24 protein-coding genes and 3 pseudogenes are annotated in these 19,598 nt (G+C 51.1%); 18 read left to right on the top strand and 9 right to left on the bottom strand.

What is annotated here, in order from left to right:
- Nucleotides 1-205: 205 nt before the first annotated feature.
- The 3 genes and pseudogenes from H2P46_RS12335 to H2P46_RS12325 all read left to right on the top strand — a co-directional run bounded on the left by H2P46_RS12335 (nt 206) and on the right by H2P46_RS12325 (nt 2,568).
- A complete protein-coding gene (locus H2P46_RS12335) occupies nt 206-1,492 on the top strand; it encodes an HAAAP family serine/threonine permease (RefSeq protein WP_193405341.1) in 1,287 nt (428 codons plus the stop codon).
- 76 nt (nt 1,493-1,568) lie between these two features.
- Nucleotides 1,569-1,655, top strand: a pseudogene (locus tag H2P46_RS12330) (serine dehydratase beta chain); the annotation flags it as partial.
- Between the two features lie 694 nt (nt 1,656-2,349).
- Nucleotides 2,350-2,568: a hypothetical protein gene (locus H2P46_RS12325; RefSeq protein WP_193405339.1), complete on the top strand. Its 219-nt coding sequence runs from the start codon at nt 2,350-2,352 to the stop codon at nt 2,566-2,568.
- Between the two features lie 82 nt (nt 2,569-2,650).
- Here H2P46_RS12325 and H2P46_RS12320 read toward each other — a convergent pair whose 3' ends face one another.
- Nucleotides 2,651-2,851: a hypothetical protein gene (locus H2P46_RS12320; RefSeq protein ID WP_193405338.1), complete on the bottom strand. Its 201-nt coding sequence runs from the start codon at nt 2,849-2,851 to the stop codon at nt 2,651-2,653.
- 316 nt (nt 2,852-3,167) lie between these two features.
- On the opposite strand from H2P46_RS12320, the gene H2P46_RS12315 reads away from it, so the two are divergent.
- Nucleotides 3,168-3,416 (top strand): hypothetical protein, encoded by a 249-nt coding sequence (locus H2P46_RS12315; RefSeq protein WP_193405337.1) that lies wholly within the window; start codon nt 3,168-3,170, stop codon nt 3,414-3,416.
- A gap of 63 nt (nt 3,417-3,479) precedes the next feature.
- On the opposite strand, the gene H2P46_RS12310 is transcribed toward H2P46_RS12315, so the two are convergent.
- The gene (locus H2P46_RS12310) at nt 3,480-4,112 is read right to left on the bottom strand and encodes a helix-turn-helix domain-containing protein (RefSeq protein WP_193405336.1); all 633 of its coding nucleotides are present in this window, start codon (nt 4,110-4,112) and stop codon (nt 3,480-3,482) included.
- A gap of 132 nt (nt 4,113-4,244) precedes the next feature.
- On the opposite strand from H2P46_RS12310, the gene H2P46_RS12305 reads away from it, so the two are divergent.
- The 3 genes from H2P46_RS12305 to H2P46_RS12295 all read left to right on the top strand — a co-directional run bounded on the left by H2P46_RS12305 (nt 4,245) and on the right by H2P46_RS12295 (nt 5,319).
- On the top strand, nt 4,245-4,631 hold the full coding sequence (locus H2P46_RS12305) for a hypothetical protein (protein ID WP_193405335.1): 387 nt from the start codon (nt 4,245-4,247) through the stop codon (nt 4,629-4,631).
- Entirely contained in the window at nt 4,615-4,953 is a 339-nt protein-coding gene (locus tag H2P46_RS12300) for a hypothetical protein (RefSeq protein WP_193405334.1), read from the top strand. The genes H2P46_RS12305 and H2P46_RS12300 overlap by 17 nt, the downstream gene beginning before the upstream one ends.
- A gap of 99 nt (nt 4,954-5,052) precedes the next feature.
- The gene (locus H2P46_RS12295; protein WP_193405333.1) at nt 5,053-5,319 is read left to right on the top strand and encodes a hypothetical protein; all 267 of its coding nucleotides are present in this window, start codon (nt 5,053-5,055) and stop codon (nt 5,317-5,319) included.
- Between the two features lie 35 nt (nt 5,320-5,354).
- On the opposite strand, the gene H2P46_RS12290 is transcribed toward H2P46_RS12295, so the two are convergent.
- Nucleotides 5,355-5,594 carry a DinI-like family protein gene (locus H2P46_RS12290; RefSeq protein WP_193405332.1) on the bottom strand — a complete coding sequence of 80 codons (240 nt, stop codon included), beginning with the start codon at nt 5,592-5,594 and terminating at the stop codon, nt 5,355-5,357.
- Between the two features lie 177 nt (nt 5,595-5,771).
- Between H2P46_RS12290 and iraP the strand changes: the two genes are divergently transcribed.
- Nucleotides 5,772-6,071 (top strand): anti-adapter protein IraP, encoded by a 300-nt coding sequence (gene iraP, locus H2P46_RS12285; protein WP_193405331.1) that lies wholly within the window; start codon nt 5,772-5,774, stop codon nt 6,069-6,071.
- Nucleotides 6,072-6,266: 195 nt separating this feature from the next.
- On the opposite strand, the gene H2P46_RS12280 is transcribed toward iraP, so the two are convergent.
- Nucleotides 6,267-6,590 carry a DUF6388 family protein gene (locus H2P46_RS12280; protein WP_193405522.1) on the bottom strand — a complete coding sequence of 108 codons (324 nt, stop codon included), beginning with the start codon at nt 6,588-6,590 and terminating at the stop codon, nt 6,267-6,269.
- A gap of 203 nt (nt 6,591-6,793) precedes the next feature.
- Here H2P46_RS12280 and yedD point away from each other — a divergent pair, with 203 nt between their 5' ends.
- Entirely contained in the window at nt 6,794-7,264 is a 471-nt protein-coding gene (gene yedD, locus H2P46_RS12275; protein ID WP_193405330.1) for a lipoprotein YedD, read from the top strand.
- A gap of 127 nt (nt 7,265-7,391) precedes the next feature.
- Here the strand turns inward: yedD and H2P46_RS12270 are convergent.
- A pseudogene (locus tag H2P46_RS12270) lies at nt 7,392-7,967 on the bottom strand (alpha-amylase family protein); the annotation flags it as partial.
- An 87-nt stretch (nt 7,968-8,054) separates the two neighbouring features.
- On the opposite strand from H2P46_RS12270, the gene istA reads away from it, so the two are divergent.
- Nucleotides 8,055-9,083: an IS21 family transposase gene (gene istA, locus H2P46_RS12265; RefSeq protein WP_193403243.1), complete on the top strand. Its 1,029-nt coding sequence runs from the start codon at nt 8,055-8,057 to the stop codon at nt 9,081-9,083.
- Nucleotides 9,080-9,868: an IS21-like element helper ATPase IstB gene (istB, locus tag H2P46_RS12260; RefSeq protein WP_193405329.1), complete on the top strand. Its 789-nt coding sequence runs from the start codon at nt 9,080-9,082 to the stop codon at nt 9,866-9,868. Before istA ends, istB begins: the two co-directional genes overlap by 4 nt.
- 63 nt (nt 9,869-9,931) lie before the next feature.
- Here istB and amyA read toward each other — a convergent pair.
- The 4 genes and pseudogenes from amyA to fliD all read right to left on the bottom strand — a co-directional run.
- Nucleotides 9,932-10,849, bottom strand: a pseudogene (gene amyA, locus H2P46_RS12255) (alpha-amylase); the annotation flags it as partial.
- A gap of 102 nt (nt 10,850-10,951) precedes the next feature.
- Entirely contained in the window at nt 10,952-11,317 is a 366-nt protein-coding gene (gene fliT, locus H2P46_RS12250; RefSeq protein WP_193405328.1) for a flagella biosynthesis regulatory protein FliT, read from the bottom strand.
- The gene (gene fliS / locus H2P46_RS12245; RefSeq protein ID WP_193405327.1) at nt 11,317-11,727 is read right to left on the bottom strand and encodes a flagellar export chaperone FliS; all 411 of its coding nucleotides are present in this window, start codon (nt 11,725-11,727) and stop codon (nt 11,317-11,319) included. Before fliS ends, fliT begins: the two co-directional genes overlap by 1 nt.
- Before the next feature lie 13 nt (nt 11,728-11,740).
- Nucleotides 11,741-13,174 (bottom strand): flagellar filament capping protein FliD, encoded by a 1,434-nt coding sequence (gene fliD, locus H2P46_RS12240; protein ID WP_193405326.1) that lies wholly within the window; start codon nt 13,172-13,174, stop codon nt 11,741-11,743.
- Between the two features lie 542 nt (nt 13,175-13,716).
- Between fliD and H2P46_RS12235 the strand changes: the two genes are divergently transcribed.
- The 7 genes from H2P46_RS12235 (at nt 13,717) to tcyN (ending at nt 19,540) form a co-directional block, all read left to right on the top strand.
- Complete coding sequence (locus tag H2P46_RS12235; RefSeq protein WP_193405325.1) at nt 13,717-14,685, top strand: HNH endonuclease signature motif containing protein; 969 nt, start codon at nt 13,717-13,719, stop codon at nt 14,683-14,685.
- 141 nt (nt 14,686-14,826) lie between these two features.
- A complete protein-coding gene (locus tag H2P46_RS12230; RefSeq protein WP_193405324.1) occupies nt 14,827-15,549 on the top strand; it encodes an RNA polymerase sigma factor FliA in 723 nt (240 codons plus the stop codon).
- A 50-nt stretch (nt 15,550-15,599) separates the two neighbouring features.
- Nucleotides 15,600-16,103, top strand: a complete 504-nt coding sequence (gene fliZ, locus H2P46_RS12225) for a flagella biosynthesis regulatory protein FliZ (protein WP_193405323.1) — start codon at nt 15,600-15,602, stop codon at nt 16,101-16,103.
- A gap of 138 nt (nt 16,104-16,241) precedes the next feature.
- Nucleotides 16,242-17,228 (top strand): D-cysteine desulfhydrase, encoded by a 987-nt coding sequence (locus tag H2P46_RS12220; RefSeq protein WP_193405322.1) that lies wholly within the window; start codon nt 16,242-16,244, stop codon nt 17,226-17,228.
- Nucleotides 17,229-17,322: 94 nt separating this feature from the next.
- On the top strand, nt 17,323-18,123 hold the full coding sequence (gene tcyJ, locus H2P46_RS12215; protein WP_193405321.1) for a cystine ABC transporter substrate-binding protein: 801 nt from the start codon (nt 17,323-17,325) through the stop codon (nt 18,121-18,123).
- Nucleotides 18,123-18,791 carry a cystine ABC transporter permease gene (tcyL, locus tag H2P46_RS12210; protein WP_193405320.1) on the top strand — a complete coding sequence of 223 codons (669 nt, stop codon included), beginning with the start codon at nt 18,123-18,125 and terminating at the stop codon, nt 18,789-18,791. Before tcyJ ends, tcyL begins: the two co-directional genes overlap by 1 nt.
- Nucleotides 18,788-19,540: an L-cystine ABC transporter ATP-binding protein TcyN gene (gene tcyN / locus H2P46_RS12205; protein WP_193405319.1), complete on the top strand. Its 753-nt coding sequence runs from the start codon at nt 18,788-18,790 to the stop codon at nt 19,538-19,540. Before tcyL ends, tcyN begins: the two co-directional genes overlap by 4 nt.
- Nucleotides 19,541-19,598 lie beyond the last annotated feature (58 nt).

The following is a 19,598-nucleotide window of genomic DNA, read 5'->3' as shown; positions in this document are numbered from 1 at the left end:
AGACGATTACCTGATTATCGTCTTGTCAGCGTGCTTATGTGAGAACTTGATCACTACCTTTCTGCTGCCATCAGTATATCCTCCACACCTCAAAAAAGGCGATGAATATGGCATGAACAGGCATTTGTCTGTTTTTTTAAACTGTTTTTTAACAATTCACGCTATTTGTTACTGGATAAGGCATAAGTTATTTCAGGAGAAAGGTATGGAAACGACGCAGACTGGCGTGATAGAGGGTGTGGATAAACAGGATAAATGGCGTAAAACAGACACACTTTGGATGCTGGGCCTGTATGGCACCGCCATTGGCGCAGGGGTGCTATTTTTACCCATTAATGCCGGGGCGGGTGGATTGATTCCATTGATAATCATGGCTATCCTGGCTTTTCCCATGACGTACTTTGCTCACCGCGGGCTCACGCGTTTCGTGCTGTCCGGTAAGAATCCCGGCGAAGACATTACTGAAGTGGTGGAAGAACATTTTGGAACGGGTGCAGGTAAATTAATCACGCTGCTCTATTTTTTTGCCATCTATCCGATTCTGTTGGTGTATAGCGTGGCGATCACCAATACCGTTGAAAGTTTCCTCACGCATCAACTGCATATAACTGCGCCACCGCGCATCATACTGTCGCTCATTCTGATTCTCGCTATGATGATTATTATCAAATTCGGCGAGCAGATGATCGTTAAGGCCATGAGTTTTTTAGTCTTTCCTTTTGTTGCAACGCTGATGGTGCTGGCGCTGTACCTCATTCCGCACTGGAATGCTTCGGCGCTGGAAACGCTGTCATGGAGCGCCGCCGGAACTGGCGAAGGGCTAGGAAAAACCTTATGGTTAGCGATTCCGGTCATGGTATTTTCCTTTAATCACTCTCCCATTATCTCTTCTTTCGCCGTGGCGAAACGTCATGAATATGGTGAGCAGGCTGAAAGGAAATGCTCACGCATTCTGGCTTGTGCGCATGTCATGATGATCGTAACGGTGATGCTATTTGTTTTCAGCTGCGTATTGAGTCTCTCTCCGGCCGATCTGGCACAGGCCAAGGCACAGAACATCTCGATTCTCTCTTATCTGGCTAATCACTTTAATGCCCCTGTTATTGCCTGGATGGCTCCGATTATCGCCATCATCGCAATTACTAAATCTTTTCTGGGCCATTATCTGGGCGCACGCGAAGGCTTTAACGGCATAGTAATCAAGTCGCTGCGCAGTCGTGGACGGCAAATGGAAGTGAAAAAGCTTAATCGATTAACTGCGCTGTTTATGCTGTTGACGACCTGGCTGGTGGCGACGCTGAACCCCAGCATTCTTGGCATGATTGAAACCCTTGGCGGGCCGGTGATCGCCATAATCCTGTTTCTGATGCCGATGTATGCTATTGCCAGAGTGCCTTCAATGCGCCAATACAGCGGTAAGCTGAGCAATCTTTTTGTGGTGTGGATAGGGCTGATTGCAATCTCAGCAATTTTTTACTCGCTGTTTAGCTGATGGAGTTTCTGAGCTGTCACGTTTCGGCTGGCACTCCTCTTTAAGCCAGGGATGCCTGAAAATCACTATTTTCGATATGTTTAAACCAGATAACGGGCCATCCAGCTCGCATACCGTTAGCCCAATGAAAGCGGGTAAACGCTTTACTGATGCGTTGTTGAAGCTGCCTGATGCACGTGCACTTGCAGAAATATAACGGTAAACCCCGACCGCCCGCGCGGTATTTTAATCGTGCGGGCCTTTCCGATGCCACGACAGGCTGGCAACGAGTCAAAAACGTAGTTTTTTCCCTATGATTACGTAGACCTATTCTATCTGACCGTATGATCCCGCCGCGGCTGAATGCGCCTGGCTGACCGGAAGCACTCGTCTCCTCAGCACGGCCTGAAGACTCGTGAAAACGACAGAACGGGAGTGAATGATGAATAAACAATTGCACACTGAGTACGAACTCGAAGTCGTCGCTCGTGAGGAGTCCGCTGACGGAGTGGCAGCTCTCGATCCCTTTCCTGAAGGGGCGGGCAGAAGAGACCGCCACGTTTCATATTTGCCACAGCATGGAGTGTAGTGATCTGATATCACTCCAGAATTAATTGCAGTCAGTAAAGTATGGCACTGGTTGCATCATGGAGGGGCGTCCATCACATCACTACAAAGATGTATCGCACAAGCCTGATAACGCCAGAAGGTGAAGCAACAGAGAAAAGGTGACAGCGGATATTTTGCGGGATCCAGACTATCTCTCTGCTCGCTCTTAAATTTCGACCATTGAATAATAAATATGCAGCTGTAGTTTTCCCTTAATCTGGCTCGCTCAGTGCGCTGCTATACTCAATTTTTCACGAGAGGAGAATGAGATGGTCGATCTGAGAGAGATGAACGAAAAAATTCATCAGTCGTTGCAGGGAAATGAACCGGAAGATTACGATGCGGAAACGGCCCGGCGAGTGCTGGAGGTCGTAAAACCTTACTGGCAAGACGGCGATGAAACAGTGCGCAATGATATTTTGCAAAAACTGTCACGACTGGAGGAATCGGGTGTGCCTTTCCCGGATAATTACCAGCAGTCGCTGTGACTAAAAAGCCCCTGGATGAACGGCATGCTAGAAGTTGGTTACCAACAGATTAAGATGCATTTCATCGCAGGGGTGTTTTGGGTTAACTGGCTTTATACGGATCTTTTTTATCATCCTCGCTGTCATCATTCTTACGCGGGATTTCACCGTGATCTTTTGGCGCATCTGTTGCCGGATGATCGTCTTCTTCATACATATCGCCAGCCTGTGGCACCGCTTCCGGCGCACTTTTCCTGACGTCCCCTTCGTGTTTACGTTCTTCATTTGTATGATGTTTATGCATTACAGGCTCCTTTATCCAGTGCGTAAAGCTTAGACGAGCATTCACCGCTAAGCATAACGCTGCTGCCAGCCAACGGTAAAAACGCAGAAAAAAGTCTGCTCAGGGCGGGCCAAAAAATGATTTATTTCTCACTCGTTTTGCAGTGCGCAATGGTTGTGTGTGTAACCATCACATCCTATACCCGTCTTTGCTGGTCAGGAATGAACAAATCTGTCGTTAATCTGTTGTAGATAAATTAGGCAACTTCGATTAACAAATTCGATTGAACAGATTAATAAAAAGAATATAGTTAGTCGCGTTACTGGGAGGCGACAATATGTTACGTGATTACTTAAAACTTGATGCTGAAGATAAGTTGGTTGAGAAGGGCGTGTTACGCTCCCACAATCGTGGGCAGGAAGATGTTACAGAATGGACCATCATAAATAAGCAGGGCGAAGAAAAAGGCGTGGTGGCGTTATTTGATAAACTGAGTAATCGCCGCTCGTATCGGGTCAGCTATCGCATCACACAAACCGATTTGCAGGGTAAAGTTGTGGTCGATCAGTTAACTGACGTCCTTTAAAATTTGTTGTTCTTTTGCCGTAGTCGTTGACGTACTTAACCCGCTCTACAGCGGGTTTTTTGCTTAGCGATGGCGATAGCGGCGCATTTCAATCACTGTTCCGAGCAGCTGTAATTGGTCCAGCTGTGAGGATAAGAGCGGGTAATCATGATTCACCGGAGCCAGCTCAAACTGCGGTGAGCCACCGCTTTTTCCACGCGAGCGATAAGTACGCAACAGAGCGGTATCCTGCTGTAAGACCAGCACCGTGTCGCCGGGACAAGGCTCAGTCTGTGGATCAATAATCACCACATCGCCAGGCAGATAAGCAGGTGTCATCGCGTTCTCTTCCATGCGAATTGCGTATACGTCATTCGCCATCCGGGTCTCGCTGAAAATAACGTTCTCCGGATGGATGGACTTGTCCGTTAACCACTGGCGTATATGTGCCAGCGCAATAAGCGGAATAGCATGAAACTCTGCGGTTGCCGGCGAGCGATTAAATACCGGCCCCTCGCCATCAATTAAATAAGCCGGTGCACAACCCAGTGCCTCTGCCAGCCGCAATAAATTTTCTCCTCGCGGTAATGTCTCATCTTTTTCCCACTGCGAAATCGCCACGTGTGAAACGTTTACCTGCCCGGCAAGCTGTTTCTGTGTCAGTTCGCAGCTTTTGCGTCGCAATAAAATGCGCTTACCTGTCGTTTCGCTTTTCATCGTCTTGACTTTTTGCTTAAGGATGACTTAAGTATACTTAAGTAATAAATTTAAGCAATATTAAATAAGGGGCGGTGTGTCGGTGCGACCCGGACGCATGGCTCAGACACCTTACCCGCAGAGAGGTGGAGCATGGAAAGTAGTTTGATTACCAGCGTAGGGGCGTTAGTTCTGAGTGGCGGCGCGGCGGCGCTTTTTTGGAAGCCGTTGCTGGCAGGGCTCGCATCCATAGTAACCAGTAATCGGGCGGGCGGTGAAATCATCACCAGCTACAAGGAACAAGTGGTGTTGTTGAAGGAAAGTAATCATATTTTGCGCGCAGAGAATGATGAACTGCGTGAACGGCACGACAAAAATCTTCAACGTATTTCTATGCTGGAAACCGATTTACGCATTATCAAAAACGCGCTCGGCATTTTGCTGGCAATGACTGAAGCCGACCATAACGATAAGTTTCGTAATGAAGTTGATCGGCTAATTACGAGTCTGGAGGATGGCAACGATGGTTCAGATAAATAGTGATTTTCGTCCTGGCGCTGACCGGCGCAAACTGCTGCTCGGTGGGTTGCTACTTGGGCTGTCGATGATATGCGTGATTATGACCATCATGTTCCTGTACGTCAGCCACGCGGCAAATCAGCGGGTGAATCAGATCAGACAGGATTATCGCGAAGTAGCGGAACGCCGGGACGCTCAGGTTGAGCAGCTAAGTGTGCAGGTTAGCAATTTGCAGCACAAGCTGGATCTCCTGCCGGACCGTACTGCCAGCAAAACGGCGGACAAAGTGAAGCAAGTGGTTAAAGAAGACGAGAGCGCTAACGTTGGATCTGGCGGGAAATAGTCGCTTCCGATTATTCTTAAGGAAAATTCGTTATTTTCAGCTACCTTTAAATCTTCAGGCGATATTTTCATTGGAAAAATAACCAAAAGGAAACATAGCATGAGTGATTCAACTGAAACCAAAAGCAAGACGGATTATCTGCGTGATGTGGCTTCTCAGTTAAAAGAGATGCGTCACTATGCGCAAACCAATACCGAAACACTCTCCAGCCATTGGTTAGCCTTTGACGCCGGTGAATATAAAGATAAGGTGAATGCAGAACGCTTTGATGCGCTGCTCAATAAGCAAGGCAAACTGTTAGACGATTTCGATAAAGCGATTCAGGATATCGAGATTGAAATCAATCACAGCGAGCAGGAGAGCTAATATCTCCTGCTGGCAACTGCGGTGGCTGGAAGGCGTTATTCGGCCACCAGCCACATCTCTGCTTCGTCAAACATCTCTTCAACAATGCGTGCAACAGTCGCTTTATCGTTCTTACTTAAATCGGTATCAATGGCGTTACGCTCCATCGGCTTGACCTTAACCTCAAGATCGGGAAAGACCCGATGCACGCGTTTTTCCAGCTCTTGCAAAATCATTTCGCGAGCGCCGGGTAAACCCGCAACGTTACGCTTATCGTAAATCAATTCCACAAACATAATGGCAATCCGTACAGGGCAAAATCGCTTGCACATAATACTGTAAATAAAAACAGTAGCAAGGCCAGAACTTACAATTCACAAAATTTTTATGTCGTTGAGTAATTTATGCCTGTCTGGAGTAAGGTGGACGGGAAAAAACGACACACTGGGATCATATTCATCAGGAGAAGCGCGATGCGACAGCTGGTTATAGATATTCTGCTTAAAATGGCAAAGATGGACACCGATGCCAAAGAATTGATGGCACAGACCGAAGCGCAAACCTTATTGATTGCCGCATTGCTGATACAGGCAAAACAAGACAATTCGCTGACGATTACTGAAACGGTGCAGGACGCCATTGTGACAGCCTCGCGCTCTTCAGGCGACTTTTTGCAAACTGATGTAGATTTATTGCTGACGCACATTAATCGCCTGCTGGCAGTGGCAAAGTACGTTGAGGTGAATGGCAAAGCGGAAGCGGAAGGGGAGTAAAAAATTCGCCTCTGGAGGTGGAAATCCAAACAACACCTACAGAGGCAGTGCAAAGGCACTCTTCGTTCAAGGACAATCGCGACCGAAGTCGTTAAGTGAACTTATACAAGTTACGCGCAGTTGTACAATCCTATCCGGCGTAATCCGTGTGGTTGGAGGTGTGTACAAAATACATCTTTCCTGCAGACGGAACAGTTACAGCTCGTTTTTAATACAAAACTCTTCCCAGGTCATACCTAACGATTCGGCATGCGATTCAAGGTAAGCTTCGATTGCGTCTGCTGCCACCGCTTTATCCGGTTCTGCCAGCTGGATGGAAAATATTATTCCATCAAGATTTTTTTGACGTAAAAAAGCGGCGTAAATGCGTTCGGCGTGCCATGCGCGCAGCTGGCGCAGCGACAAATTTGCGGCACGCGCATCGTTCTCGGTTAATTCATCAAGGGCGGCCTGGAAATCGGCGTGAGCGGCGAAAAACATGTCGCGCGCCTGTGCATAATACGCGTCTGGCGTTTTCATCATTCAGTTCCTGTGAGTCTGTTGCAGCGCGCAAGTGTAGCCTGTTGCGTCTGTCTTGTCAGGCGCTCGCCAGGAGAAGTTAGCGTAAGCTGAAAAAAGACAAAATCTGAGCACGAAGCCTTCGTCCATTATGCAGATGGCTTGCGTAACTCACTGGAAAAATTATAACGTAGCCGCCATTGAAGCGAGCTTAGGGATTGAAGATGAAAAAGTGGATGCTGATTGCAGCACTGGCGTTGAGCGGCTGTGCCCAAATCAATAGTTACGAAAGCGCGGTGAAAACGCCGGCACCGGCCAGTTTACAGGGTAACTGGCAAACAGTGGGGCCGCAGAGCGATTTAGTCAGCGATCAGGCGATTGCCAGTTTGATCGTCAAGGCTGACGGCAGCACGCTGGACTGTCGCCAGTGGCAACGCATCATTGCCAAACCGGGTCGGTTAACTTTGCTGAACGGTGATTACGTTAACGTAAACCGCCAGTTGCGCGTAATGCCGCTGGTAGCGGAAAACGGGGAGCTGAAGTACGACGGCCTGACGCTGCGTAAAGTGGCTCGCCCCACGGTAGACTGCCAGCGAGCACTGGATGAAGTGGCGAAACAGCCCGATGCGGCCGTAATTCAAAATATCGAGCCGGAATTGCTGCGCACCACCATTACGCAGAATAACGAGCAGTGATTAGCTTCAGTGCCGTTAGCTAATGAGATAACGCGCATTGAGTGAGCTTCAACGCGCGTTAACTTTTGCTTTAATGCGCTAACGCAGGCGGTAAAAGCCTGCGAGCGCTACGTCTGTTGCGGCAAATTTATACCAGGCTCTCCGTCAGCACCCAAACGCTGACGCGCCCCCCTGAACAGAGAAATACCGCGTTACCTTCCTTATCGGCGCTAATCGTCTCTTCGCGATGCCCTAAATAGTCCCGCCACGACTTGCCTGCATAGCCTGCGCCCATTGCCACGGTTTTCTCACCGTCATCACCATTCGACATAATCACTACGCAACCGGGATGATCCTCGGTGCCGCTGCGGCTGAACGCCACGCAGTTTGGATGATCAAAATAGTCCGTCTGGACGCCCCAACCATAAAGCTGGCGCGCGCGGATCAGGCCTTCCAGTTCCGGGATAATCGGCATATCGATGTGATGCAGTTCACCGTCGCTGCCTTCATCTTCGTAGCTGGCACCAAACAGGTCGGGATAAAACACGGTCGGTACGCCTTGCTCACGCAGCAGAATCAGCGCGTAGGCCAGCGGTTTAAACCATGGCTCAACTGGTGCTTCCAGCGATTGCAGCGGCTGGGTATCGTGATTCGCGACGATGGTCACGGCATGCCATGGATCGACAGCCACCAGCGAATCAGCAAAGATCTGGCTGAGATCGTATTTGTCGCTACCGATGTAAAACTGGCCCACCTGCCGATGTAAATCTGACCCACCTAGGGTAAAAATGGCAGTTTTAAGGCACTGCCAATGATGACATTGGAGACCAGAGTGGAGATTAGTGTTTTACACCGTCAGGGCATGTCGATACGCGCCATCGCGCGCCAGCTTTCATGCTCTCGTGAGACCGTTCGCAGATATATTCGTAGCCCGCTGCCCGTAGCGGATATGCGCTACAAGCCTCGCGCACCCAGACCCTGCAAGCTTGACCCGTTCAAGACCTATATCCTTGAGCGCGTGGCCGCTGCCAGGCCCCTCTGGATCCCCGCCAGTGTGCTGCTGCGCGAGATCCGTCAGCGTGGTTACGAGGGTGGTTACAGCATGCTGACCGCTTTCCTGCACCCCATTAAGCAGCCCGTCACTGAAGAGGTAACACGCTTCGAGACCGAGCCTGGCTTTCAGATGCAAGTTGATTTCACCATCATCAGACTCGGTCATAACCCATTGCTGGCCTTTGTCGCCACGCTGGGCTGGAGCCGCGCGACTTTCGTCAAGTTTTACAGCAACCAGGACTCCGCTGCCTGGTGTGACGGCATTGAGTCTGCGCTCAGGTTCTTCGGCGGGACGCCGCATCAGCTGCTGTTCGACAACGCCAAGGCCATCATCATTGAGCGCGATGTCTACGGCCCCGGTAAGCATCGCTGGAACCCGCAGTTGATGCACGTCGCCGAGAAGTATGCCTTTACTCCCAAGGTCTGCCGACCCTATCGCGCCAAGACCAAGGGTAAGGTTGAGCGGTTTAACCATTACCTCAAGAACAGCTTTATCGTGCCTCTTACCGCGACCTTCCGGCAGGCCGGGCTGGTACTGGATGTACCTGCTGCCAACACACGCATCGGCGAGTGGCTGGTCACCGTCGCGAACACACGAGTGCATGGCACCACAGGCGTACCGCCTGAGCAGCGCATGCCGCGCGAGCGTGCTGCGCTATTGCCGTTACCGAAGGTCACGTTGGCATTGCCTGCACCTGTCCCAGCGCTCAGCCAGCGTCCGGTGCCGACCGAGAGCCTGCAACATCCTCTGGCAACGTACCAGGCCTTGCTCGAGGTGCCAGCATGAACCTTCAACATGATCGTATTGCCGCGCTCTGCGAGCAACTCAAGCTCGACCGCCTGCCGGCAGAGTGGCCGGGTGTGGCACAGGCGACCATCGACAACAGCGGCACGCATGCCGACTTCCTGGAAGCCGTTTTGCAGCTCCAGCATGATGGCCAGAACGAACGGCGTCGCCAGACCATTTTGCGGTTATCAGGCCTGCCGGTGATAAAAACACTGGAGCAGTTCGATTACACCTATGCCAGTGGCGTTCCACGAAGTCAGATCCAGGAGTTGGCGGGTCTGACATTTATCGAACGTCAGGAGAACGTTGTCCTGCTCGGGCCTTCTGGCGTCGGCAAAACGCACCTGGCGACCGCCATTGGCTATAAGGCCGCGATGGCGGGTTTAAGCATTCGGTTCATTACCGCCGCCGACATGATGCTGCAACTGATGGCGTCACATCGTCAGGGTGACCTGAAGGGCTACCTGAACCGCGTCGTAGGTAAACCTAAGCTGTTGATCATCGACGAAGTGGGATATCTGCCGTTCGGTAAAATGGAGGCGAACCTGTTCTTCCAGGTAGTCGCTAAACGGTATGAGTCAGGCAGCGTGATCCTGACCAGCAACCTGCCGTTTACGCAGTGGTCCGGAACGTTTGGTGATGACGAGACACTGACGGCAGCGATGCTGGATCGGCTGCTTCACCATGCGCATATCGCCCAAATCAGCGGCCAAAGCTATCGACTGAAAGATAAGCTGAAAAGCGGTCAACTCCAGAAGAAAACGAAAGCAACAACGCTCGAATGATTCAAAGGGGGTGGGTCAGTTTTACTTTGGCAGGGTGGGTCAGAATTCGATCGGTATTGACACGTATTCACTGCCTTGCTGTGAGGCTTGATGAAAATTCATGTGCAAAGGCGCATCAAACAGCATGGTTTTGCCTTCAACCTGCTGCACGTATTGCTGCAATTTATCGGCTTCATGCGCCCAGTATTCGGCGACGATAAACATCGGCTGTTCAGCGACTTCCTGAATATGCTCAATCCACGCCTTATAAAACCACGCCGGAATATGCTTCACTGCATCAAGACGGAAACCGGTGCACGGTAGCTGTTCCATCATCCAGCGCGCCCAATACTTTAACTCTTCGCTGACCGCCTTGTTGCGAAAGTCGATATTGGCGCCCATCAGATAATCGAAATTGCCCAGCTCATCATCAACCTGATCGTTCCAGCCTTCGGCGGTGTAATCGTTGATGATTTTGAACACGCCGTTTTCGTCCGGGTTCTCAATGTGATCGACGCCGCTAAAACATTTGTAATCCCAGACGAAGGTCGAATACTTGCCAGCGCGTAGCGGAAAACTGAAGCGCGTCCAGGCTTCACACGCTATCGCTTCATTATCAATTTCGTCACGGTTATTGGGATTAACGCGATTGACCCGGATTTTTTCTTTTTCATCAGCGCCCATTTTGTGATTGAGCACTACGTCCATTAACACCCCGATGTTATGGTTGCGCAGCGTATCAACCGCGGCCAACAATTGCTGCTTATCACCGTATTTGGTGGCTACACTGCCCTTTTGATCAAACTCACCCAGATCGAACAGGTCATAACTGTCGTAACCTACCGAATAACCGCCGGATTCGCCTTTATAGCTGGGTGGCAACCACACCATCGTAATGCCGATTTCATTCAGCCAGGCCGCTTTTTCGGCGACTTCCGGCCACAGTTTTCCGCCATCCGGATAATACCAATGGAAAAATTGCAACAACGTCGAGTTTTGCATCTGCTGCACTCCAGGAGGGATGATAAAAACCAAGTATGGAGTAAGCGGGAGAAAAGGCGTGTCGCGCAGAAAAATATATCTGTGCGACACGATTACGGCAGGTTAAGGTTGGATCTCGTGTGGCACCATGACAATGCCTCCTTGCTTGCCATAGGCGGGAAGCACCGATTTCTGGCGTGGTGACTGGCCAACCAGTGAAGCCAGCTCTTCCATGCGCATCTGCAACAGACGTTTCACCTCACTTTCGTTATCCAGAATATGACGTAGCACCGGACGCAACTGCTCCTGTGCCTGGGCAGAAGGCGCGGCTTCTTCTGTCGATTGCACTAGCTTTTGCACCGCGCTGACGTAATCCATTTCTGTGGCAATCAAGGCTTCCCATTCGCCATTGGTAGCGAGACGCAACATCCCCTGGCTCAGGCTGAGTAACTGTTGATAAGTGGTAATCAGATGCGGTGCATTAGTCATTAAACGGCGTCCTGAATCAGAGTTTGAGGTTGTGCAACTTCTTTCCAGGCATCCGCAATGTTGCGCAGCAGGCCTTCGACTTCTTCAATCGCGGCAACATCGTTGTGCAGGTTGGCTTTCAACAGGCGACGAGTCATATAGCTATACAGGCCGACAAGGTTATCGGCCAGTTCATCACCGCTATTCTCATCAAGGCCCTGTTTCAATCCCCCTTCAATGATGTTAATCGCTTTGGAAATCGCATTGCCTTTGCCTTCGGTATTGCCGTCCTGCATAAACAGACGCGCGCGAATCATTGCGCTGATTGCGCCGTCGAACAGCATGGTCACCAGCTGCTTTTGACTGGCACTCAATACGGCGCTTTCGACGCCAATTTTTGCATAGGCTTGTGTGCCTGTTGCACTGTACATGGTCACTCCTTAATTACGAGCTGCTTGAGCTGCTTGACGTTTCGAACTGCTGCGTCAGGTAACTACTGGTGCTGTTGAGCGAGCTCATTAATACGTCGAGCTGGGAGAATTGTGCTTTATAACGCGCCACCAGGTTATCGATGCGCGTACTTGTAGCGTTGTACTGATCGGTCAGGTTGTTCAGCGTTTTACTCACGCCGTCCGTTGCAGCCTGGATAATACCGGTCGATGACAGCCAGCCGGTCAGGTTGGTCGCGATAGTGGTGGTGATTCCCGTCGTTTTGCCGTCGCCGACGATCATCTCTTTCACGCCATCAGCATCAGCGCTGAGCGTGGTATCCAGCTTGTCGGAATCGACTTCCAGCGAGCCCGTAGAGGGGTCGGTGGTGATACCAATTTGCGCCAGGGTTTTATAAGTCGATGAGCTTTGTGCGTTGGTCAGCATGCTCTTCAACTGGGTCTGAATGGTGCGCAGGGTACTGTCGCCAAGCAGTGCGCCGTTGCTGGTATCCTGAGCGTCGGCGCCCACATCAACGGCAGTGTATTTAGTCAGGGTATTGAACTGATCCAGCAGGGTGTTATAGGCGTCTACCCATGTAGTAATGGCGTTTTTCGCTTTTGACGTATCGCTGGCGATGGTCAGCGTCTGGTTGCCGCTGGTGACGTCTTTCAGATTTAAGGTAATGCCTTCCAGCGCATCGCTAATGGTATTGCTGCTGCTGGTTATCTCAACGTTGTTTACGGTCAGTTTTGCATCCTGGGCCTCAACGCTGATCTCCATCGGATTTTTACTGTCAGCATCCGTAGCCGTGTTGCTTTTATCGAAGCCAACGATGTCCTGCAGCGCGCTGTCGCCGGTTACGGTAATGGAGGAAACCGCATTTTCCGTACCGGTTTGGCTGGCGGTGAGCGACAGACGATATTGACCATCGGCTACCTTGATAATACTGGCGCTGACGCCTGCGCCGGCGCTGTTAATTGCGTCGCGCATGCCGGTCAGCGAGGTTTGATCGCTGGTCAGGCTGATGTCTTTACTGGTGCCATCTTCCAGCTTAATGGTTAGGGTGCGGCTGGTATCCGAGCTGCCCAACGCGGTGTCTTTGCTGGTCTGAACCGCAGAGGTCAGCGTTTGTGCCTGTGCCAGTTTTTCAATGCTGACGGTGTATTTTCCCGCCACGGTGCTGCCTGACGTGGTTGCACTAAAAGCTGTCGAACTGCTGGTTGCCGTGGTTGCGGTAAACAGGTCAGCATTATTCAGCGCGGTGTTTGCCGTCTGAAAAGTGGTTAACGCGCTTTTCAGCGTACCGTAAGCACTTAATTTAGCCGTATAGGCCGACTGTTGAGTAGAGATAGGCGTTAGGGACGCCTTCTCAGCAGTGGTCAGGCTATCCAAAATGGTGCTTAAGTCGAGGCCTGAACCGATACCCAGAGTAGAGATACTTGCCATGTTATTTCCTTTTATATGGTCGACACGGAGTTTGAACACCAGAGTTATCGGCCTTTATTGGATAAAGTTTAAATTTATTTGCTCACCGGTAATAACGCGAATAGGACCCAGAGAGAAGGGTATTTCAGACGCTAGAAAAAGCATTAACCTTCTCTGAAGAAGTTGAGGAGCGGGCGGTAAACACCGTCGCGTGACGGGCAGAAGCAAAAAATTTTGCCGGGAGCTGAAAAATCCCAAAAATTATTTACGGGCAGACACTAACAAACCTGACGGCGCTAAAGCCGGTAAATTAAGGCATGTGTTTTTCGTATCATCTACAGCATATCCGTGAACGGCCTGTTCAGTCTCAGAAGGGGGGCAATTCTGATTCTGACCTGGCTTCAATCCAGGACAACATTCAATCCTGCCGGGATGAGCCTAACCGTGCATCAGGCAGACCCGCCTAAAACGTAACCTCTCTGTTACAGATCCCGCCCCCTCTGCCGATAACTTGCTTCAGAACGAGACCAGTTTGATTCTTTTTGCCGACTTCTGGAGTGTCTATGCGCTTCAATTATGACTTGTTACCGGGTGAGCTGCTGTCCTTTGAGGAGATCGCCCTGCGTTATGCCCAGCAATACCCTGAAGAGAAAGAGTTAACGGCACGCGCCTTGCTCAGCCCAAGCACCAGCTATCGCACGCTGAAAATCCGTGCGGTATTTGCCCATGAGGAAAGCAACAGCCCGCTGGAAGATCTGCTGTTTATCTCTAACGATAACGATCGTAAAAACTACCTGCGTCGTTTTGAGCATTATCTCAGGCAGCAATTGTCTTTCCTCTATTTCCGCCGGGGCGAAAAAGAGAAAAAAGAGAATCTGTGGCGGGTGATGGGGGAAAGCCGGGTTTACGCGATGATCGATCCACACTCGGGCGTTGCACAAAATCTGTTAACCAGCCGCGGCTATAAGCTGGTTTTAATGCGACAGGATGAAGAGGAAACCTACTGGCAGCTATTCGATGCGCACTCTAACCCGTGTTTTCCACAGTCGCGTCGCATTCAGTTTATCGTGGTGCTCAGCACGCCGCAGGATAAAGTCCCCGCCGCAGTCATACCTGGAACCGAAGTGGGACGGCGCGTCAAAGCGAAAGTGCTGCAACGCGCCAGCCAGGCAGACTTCACCGCAGCGGTAAAAGCCCGTTATGGCGCTTGTGTAATAACGGGTACGCGCCTCGCCGATCGTTATAACTGGCCGTGGGTGGAAGCCTGCTATATCGATACCCGTGAAAATGAAGAAGGTTTTTTGGCCGATAACAGCGTTGATAACGGGCTTTTTTTACGTAGCGATCTACAACGTTTGTTTATCAATCGATTGATTAATATTGATGGTGAATCAGGGCGAATTTATTTCCATCCCGGCGTAGAGGCTCAGGAAAGTCTTATCCCGTTTTATCAGGCGCTGGCAGGGCAAGTTTGTGCGCTGTGGGACGCGGTGCCGCCCGGTACGTGGCAGAGGCTGCTAGCGCTGCGCTAATCAACCCATCCAGGAGCGGCCGCCGCTCCTGGAAATAACAAAATTGAAATAACCTCGATTTACCCCGCCTATTCCCCCAATCGAAAGTCCTACAGAATTGGATAATCATGCCGATAACTTCATTAACGCAGGGTAGTCAACGTGAACGATTTCTATACCGCTGATGGCGTGATGGATAAGCATTCGCTCTGGCAGCGCTACGTTCCTCTGGTGCGACACGAAGCGCTGCGTTTGCAGGTGCGTCTGCCCGCCAGCGTTGAACTTGACGATCTGCTGCAGGCAGGTGGTATTGGGCTGTTAAATGCTGTGGAACGCTACGATGCGCTTCAGGGCACAGCCTTTACGACTTATGCCGTGCAGCGTATTCGTGGCGCAATGCTGGATGAGCTTCGCAGCCGGGACTGGGCGCCACGTAGCGTTCGCCGTCATGCACGCGAGGTAGCCGGGGCCATGCATCAGGTAGAACAGACGTTGGGGCGTGCTGCTACCGAGCAGGAAGTGGCTCAACAGTTGAACGTTTCGCTGGAGGAGTACCGGCAGATCCTGCTGGATACTAACAACAGCCAGCTCTTCTCCTACGACGAGTATCGGGAAGAACACGGCGAGAGTGCGGAGCTGGTGACGGAAGGCCATGAAGAGGCTAATCCGCTTCATCAGTTGCTGGAAGGGAGTCTACGTGAGCGCGTCATTGAAGCGATCGAAGCGTTACCCGATCGTGAAAAGATGGTGCTGACACTGTACTACCAGGAAGAACTGAACCTGAAAGAGATTGGTGCGGTGCTTGAAGTGGGGGAATCCCGCGTCAGTCAACTGCATAGTCAGGCGATCAAACGCCTGCGTGCCCGGCTTACGGGAGCGCGCTAGCAGTCTCAGTTCCTGGCGATCCAAAAATATAAGACACCGGGGACTCAGCAATGGGAGCCAAATCCAAAGCCAGACCGTTAAGTCGCTATCTTAAAGACTATAAACACAGCCAGAGTAATTGTTCACATTGTGGCAAGGTGTTAGATCGTATGGCGCTTGTTTTTCGCGGCCAGATCATCAATAAAGAGGCCATCGCTCGCATGGACCAAATGATTGATGAACAATTGTGGCTGAAGCTTCAGTCCGAACTGACCGCGCTATGTCGTTTTTGCAGCGACATTTTTTGCAATACCCATCCTAATTATTTCGACATTATGGCGTTTAAGCAGTACCTGTTTGAGCAGACCGAAATGAGTCCCAGCACGATCCGTGAATACGTGGTGCGGCTGCGTCGACTGAACGATATGCTAAAGGCCAAAAATTTTCCTGCGGACCGATTGCAAGGCAATAGCTGGCATGAATGTCTGGAAAGTGATTTGCCCGATGCGGGTAATAATAATTACCGCATTGCATTGCGTAAGTACGATCAATTTTTGGGCTGGCAACAGAACTGAGGTGGAATCGCATAAAAACGGCTATCTCGTGGGCAACGTAAAACTGCCCACGAGCAGCGCTTCGCAGATTTACGGATGATCCTTTCTTCATCTTCTGCAACACTGTAAAGATATTTAGCACATGCCCTGGAGGCAGTTTTGTCTTTACATCTGATCAATCAATTTCCGCGTCTGGAGTTGCTGGGCGCGCCGACACCGCTTGAACATCTGCCGCGTCTTTCTGACTATCTTGGTCGCGATATATTCATAAAACGTGACGATGTCACGCCAGTTGCCATGGGCGGCAATAAGCTGCGTAAACTTGAGTTTCTTGCCGCCGACGCCTTGCGTGAAGGCGCAGACGTACTGCTTACCGCTGGCGCAATCCAGTCTAATCATGTTCGGCAGACCGCCGCCGTGGCAGCCAAACTGGGCCTGAAATGCGTTGCGCTGCTGGAAAATCCCATTGGCACGACTGCAGAGAATTACCTCAGTAACGGTAATCGCTTATTGCTCGATCTGATGGACGCTGAAATCATCATGGTGGATGCGCTGCACAATCCCAATGAACAACTCGCTGAACAGGCCACCCGGCTGGAACTGCAAGGCTTCCGTCCTTATGTAATCCCCGTGGGCGGCTCTAATGCACTCGGGGCGCTAGGCTATGTGGAGTGTGCGCAGGAAATTGTTCATCAAAGCGAAGGCGTAGTGGATTTCGCCGCAGTGGTCGTCGCTTCAGGCAGTGCTGGCACCCATGCCGGGCTGGCCCTGGGGCTGGAGCATCTGCTGCCAGAAACCGAACTGGTCGGCGTCACGGTTTCCCGCAAAGTAGCAGCGCAGCTACCGCTGGTAGAACATATCCGTCAGTCGCTGGCGGCAAAGCTGGAAATAGCTGTCAACGCGCCGGTTACCCTTTGGGATGATTATTTCGCGCCGCACTACGGTGAGCCGAATGAAGAAGGGATGGAAGCGGTGAAGCTGCTGGCACGTCTGGAAGGCATCCTGCTCGATCCGGTATATACCGGAAAAGCGATGGCGGGGTTACTGGATGGTGTCAGTCAAAACCGTTTCCGTCGTGAAGGTCCGCTGTTGTTTATACATACGGGTGGCGCCCCGGCGTTATTTGCTTATCACCCTTCATTCTGATGCGGTGCCAAAAATCAGTTTATAATCTATCAGTTATCACATTGGGGCTGACAGTCTGTTGCTGTCGCAAAACAGAGTAAAAATTGGGGTGAATATGACTTTCTCTCGTATAGGTCGCCAGCTGGCGATGGGCGTTATGGCAATGGCGTTGATCGCCGGTTTTAACGTCAAAACCTTTGCTGCAGAAAACTTGCTGAATAAAATAAAAGATCGCGGCACGCTGCTGGTCGGCCTGGAAGGGACTTATCCGCCGTTCAGTTTCCAGGACGAAAGGGGAAAACTGACAGGCTTTGAAGTGGAGTTCGCACAGCAGCTGGCGCAGCACCTTGGCGTAAAAGCCAGCCTGAAACCAACCAAATGGGACGGTATGCTGGCTTCTCTTGATTCCAGACGTATCGACGTCGTGATCAATCAGGTGACCATCTCTGATGAGCGGAAGAAGAAATACGATTTCTCCACGCCTTACACCATTTCCGGCGTTCAGGCGCTGACCATGAAAACTAAAGCGGGCACCATCACCCGGCCAGAAGATTTGGCCGGTAAGAAAGTGGGTGTCGGTTTGGGATCAAATTACGAGCAATGGCTGCGTAATAACGTAAAAGGCGTAGACATCCGCACTTATGATGATGATCCCACAAAATATCAGGATCTGCGTTCAGGGCGCCTGGATGCAATCTTAGTGGATCGCCTGGCCGCACTGGATCTGGTGAAAAAAACCGGGAATACCATGGCCGTAGCGGGGAACGCGTTTTCCCGTCTTGAAGCCGGCGTTGCCTTGCGTAAAGGCAATGAGGATTTGCTGAACGCGATTAATCAGGCGATTGCTGAAATTCAGAAAGACGGATCGCTGAGCAAGCTATCCGAAAAATGGTTCGGTGCGGATGTGACTAAATAATGCTGGAAAGCTTCCAACTGGTGCTGGATTCAGCACCATTTTTATTAAAGGGCGCGCTGTTCACGCTACAGCTCAGTATCGGCGGGATGTTCTTTGGTCTGGTGCTGGGTTTCATTTTAGCGTTGATGCGCCTGTCTCACTTCTGGCCGGTCAACTGGCTGGCGCGCTTCTATGTGTCGATTTTTCGGGGTACACCGCTGATCGCACAACTGTTTATGATTTACTACGGTCTGCCCCAGTTTGGCATTGAGCTGGATCCGATCCCGTCGGCAATGATTGGTTTGTCGCTAAATACGGCAGCCTACGCTTCAGAATCGCTGCGTGGAGCGATTGCGGCTATCGAACGTGGTCAATGGGAAGCGGCAGCCAGTATTGGTATGACGCGCTGGCAAACGCTGCGTCGCGTTATTCTGCCGCAGGCCGCACGCACCGCATTGCCGCCATTAGGGAATAGTTTCATCAGTCTGGTGAAAGATACCTCGCTGGCAGCCACTATCCAGGTGCCGGAGCTGTTCCGTCAGGCGCAGTTAATTACCTCGCGTACCCTTGAAGTGTTCACCATGTATCTGGCGGCATCGTTGATATATTGGGTAATGGCGACGCTGTTATCAGCGCTGCAAAACCGTCTGGAAAATCACGTTAACCGTCAGGATCGGGAGTCGAAATGAGTGCCATTGAGGTCAGTAAACTGGTCAAAAGCTTCAACGGCCAAACGGTGTTACATGGCATCGATCTTGACGTTGCGCCGGGAGAAGTGGTCGCGATTATCGGACCAAGTGGTTCCGGCAAGACCACTCTGCTGCGCAGCATTAATTTGCTGGAAGTGCCGGATAGTGGGCGTATCACCGTCGGTGATATTACTATTGAAGCTACGCTGGCACAGACCAGGCAGAAAGAGGAGGTGCGGCGACTACGTCAGCAGGTTGGTTTTGTGTTCCAGAATTTCAATCTGTTTCCGCACCGTTCGGTGCTGGAAAACATCATTGAAGGGCCGGTGATCGTCAAAGGTGAACCGAAAGCCGAAGCGATAGCACGAGCACGTTCGTTGTTAGAGAAAGTCGGATTACAGGGCAGGGAAGAGAGTTTCCCACGCCGCCTTTCAGGGGGACAACAGCAGCGTGTCGCGATTGCGTGTGCCCTGGCGATGCGGCCGGAAGTTATTCTGTTTGATGAACCGACGTCGGCGCTCGATCCTGAGCTGGTCGGCGAAGTTTTGAATACTATTCGCGCCCTGGCAGAAGAGAAGCGAACCATGGTGATTGTCACACATGAGATGAGCTTTGCCCGTGATGTGGCCGATCGCGCTATCTTTATGGATCAAGGCCGGATTGTTGAACAGGGCGCAGCTAAAGAATTATTTAGCCAGCCACAGCAGGCACGTACCCAACAGTTTCTGGAAAAATTCCTCGCTCAATAAACGTTACGCCTTCCAGCAGGAAGGCGAATTAGCTTTGCCAAATCCCTTCATATTTACT

It is taken from the genome of Mixta mediterraneensis (genome assembly GCF_014946725.1).
Lineage (GTDB): Bacteria > Pseudomonadota > Gammaproteobacteria > Enterobacterales > Enterobacteriaceae > Pantoea > Pantoea mediterraneensis.
This window is presented reverse-complemented; position numbering and strand designations above follow the sequence as displayed.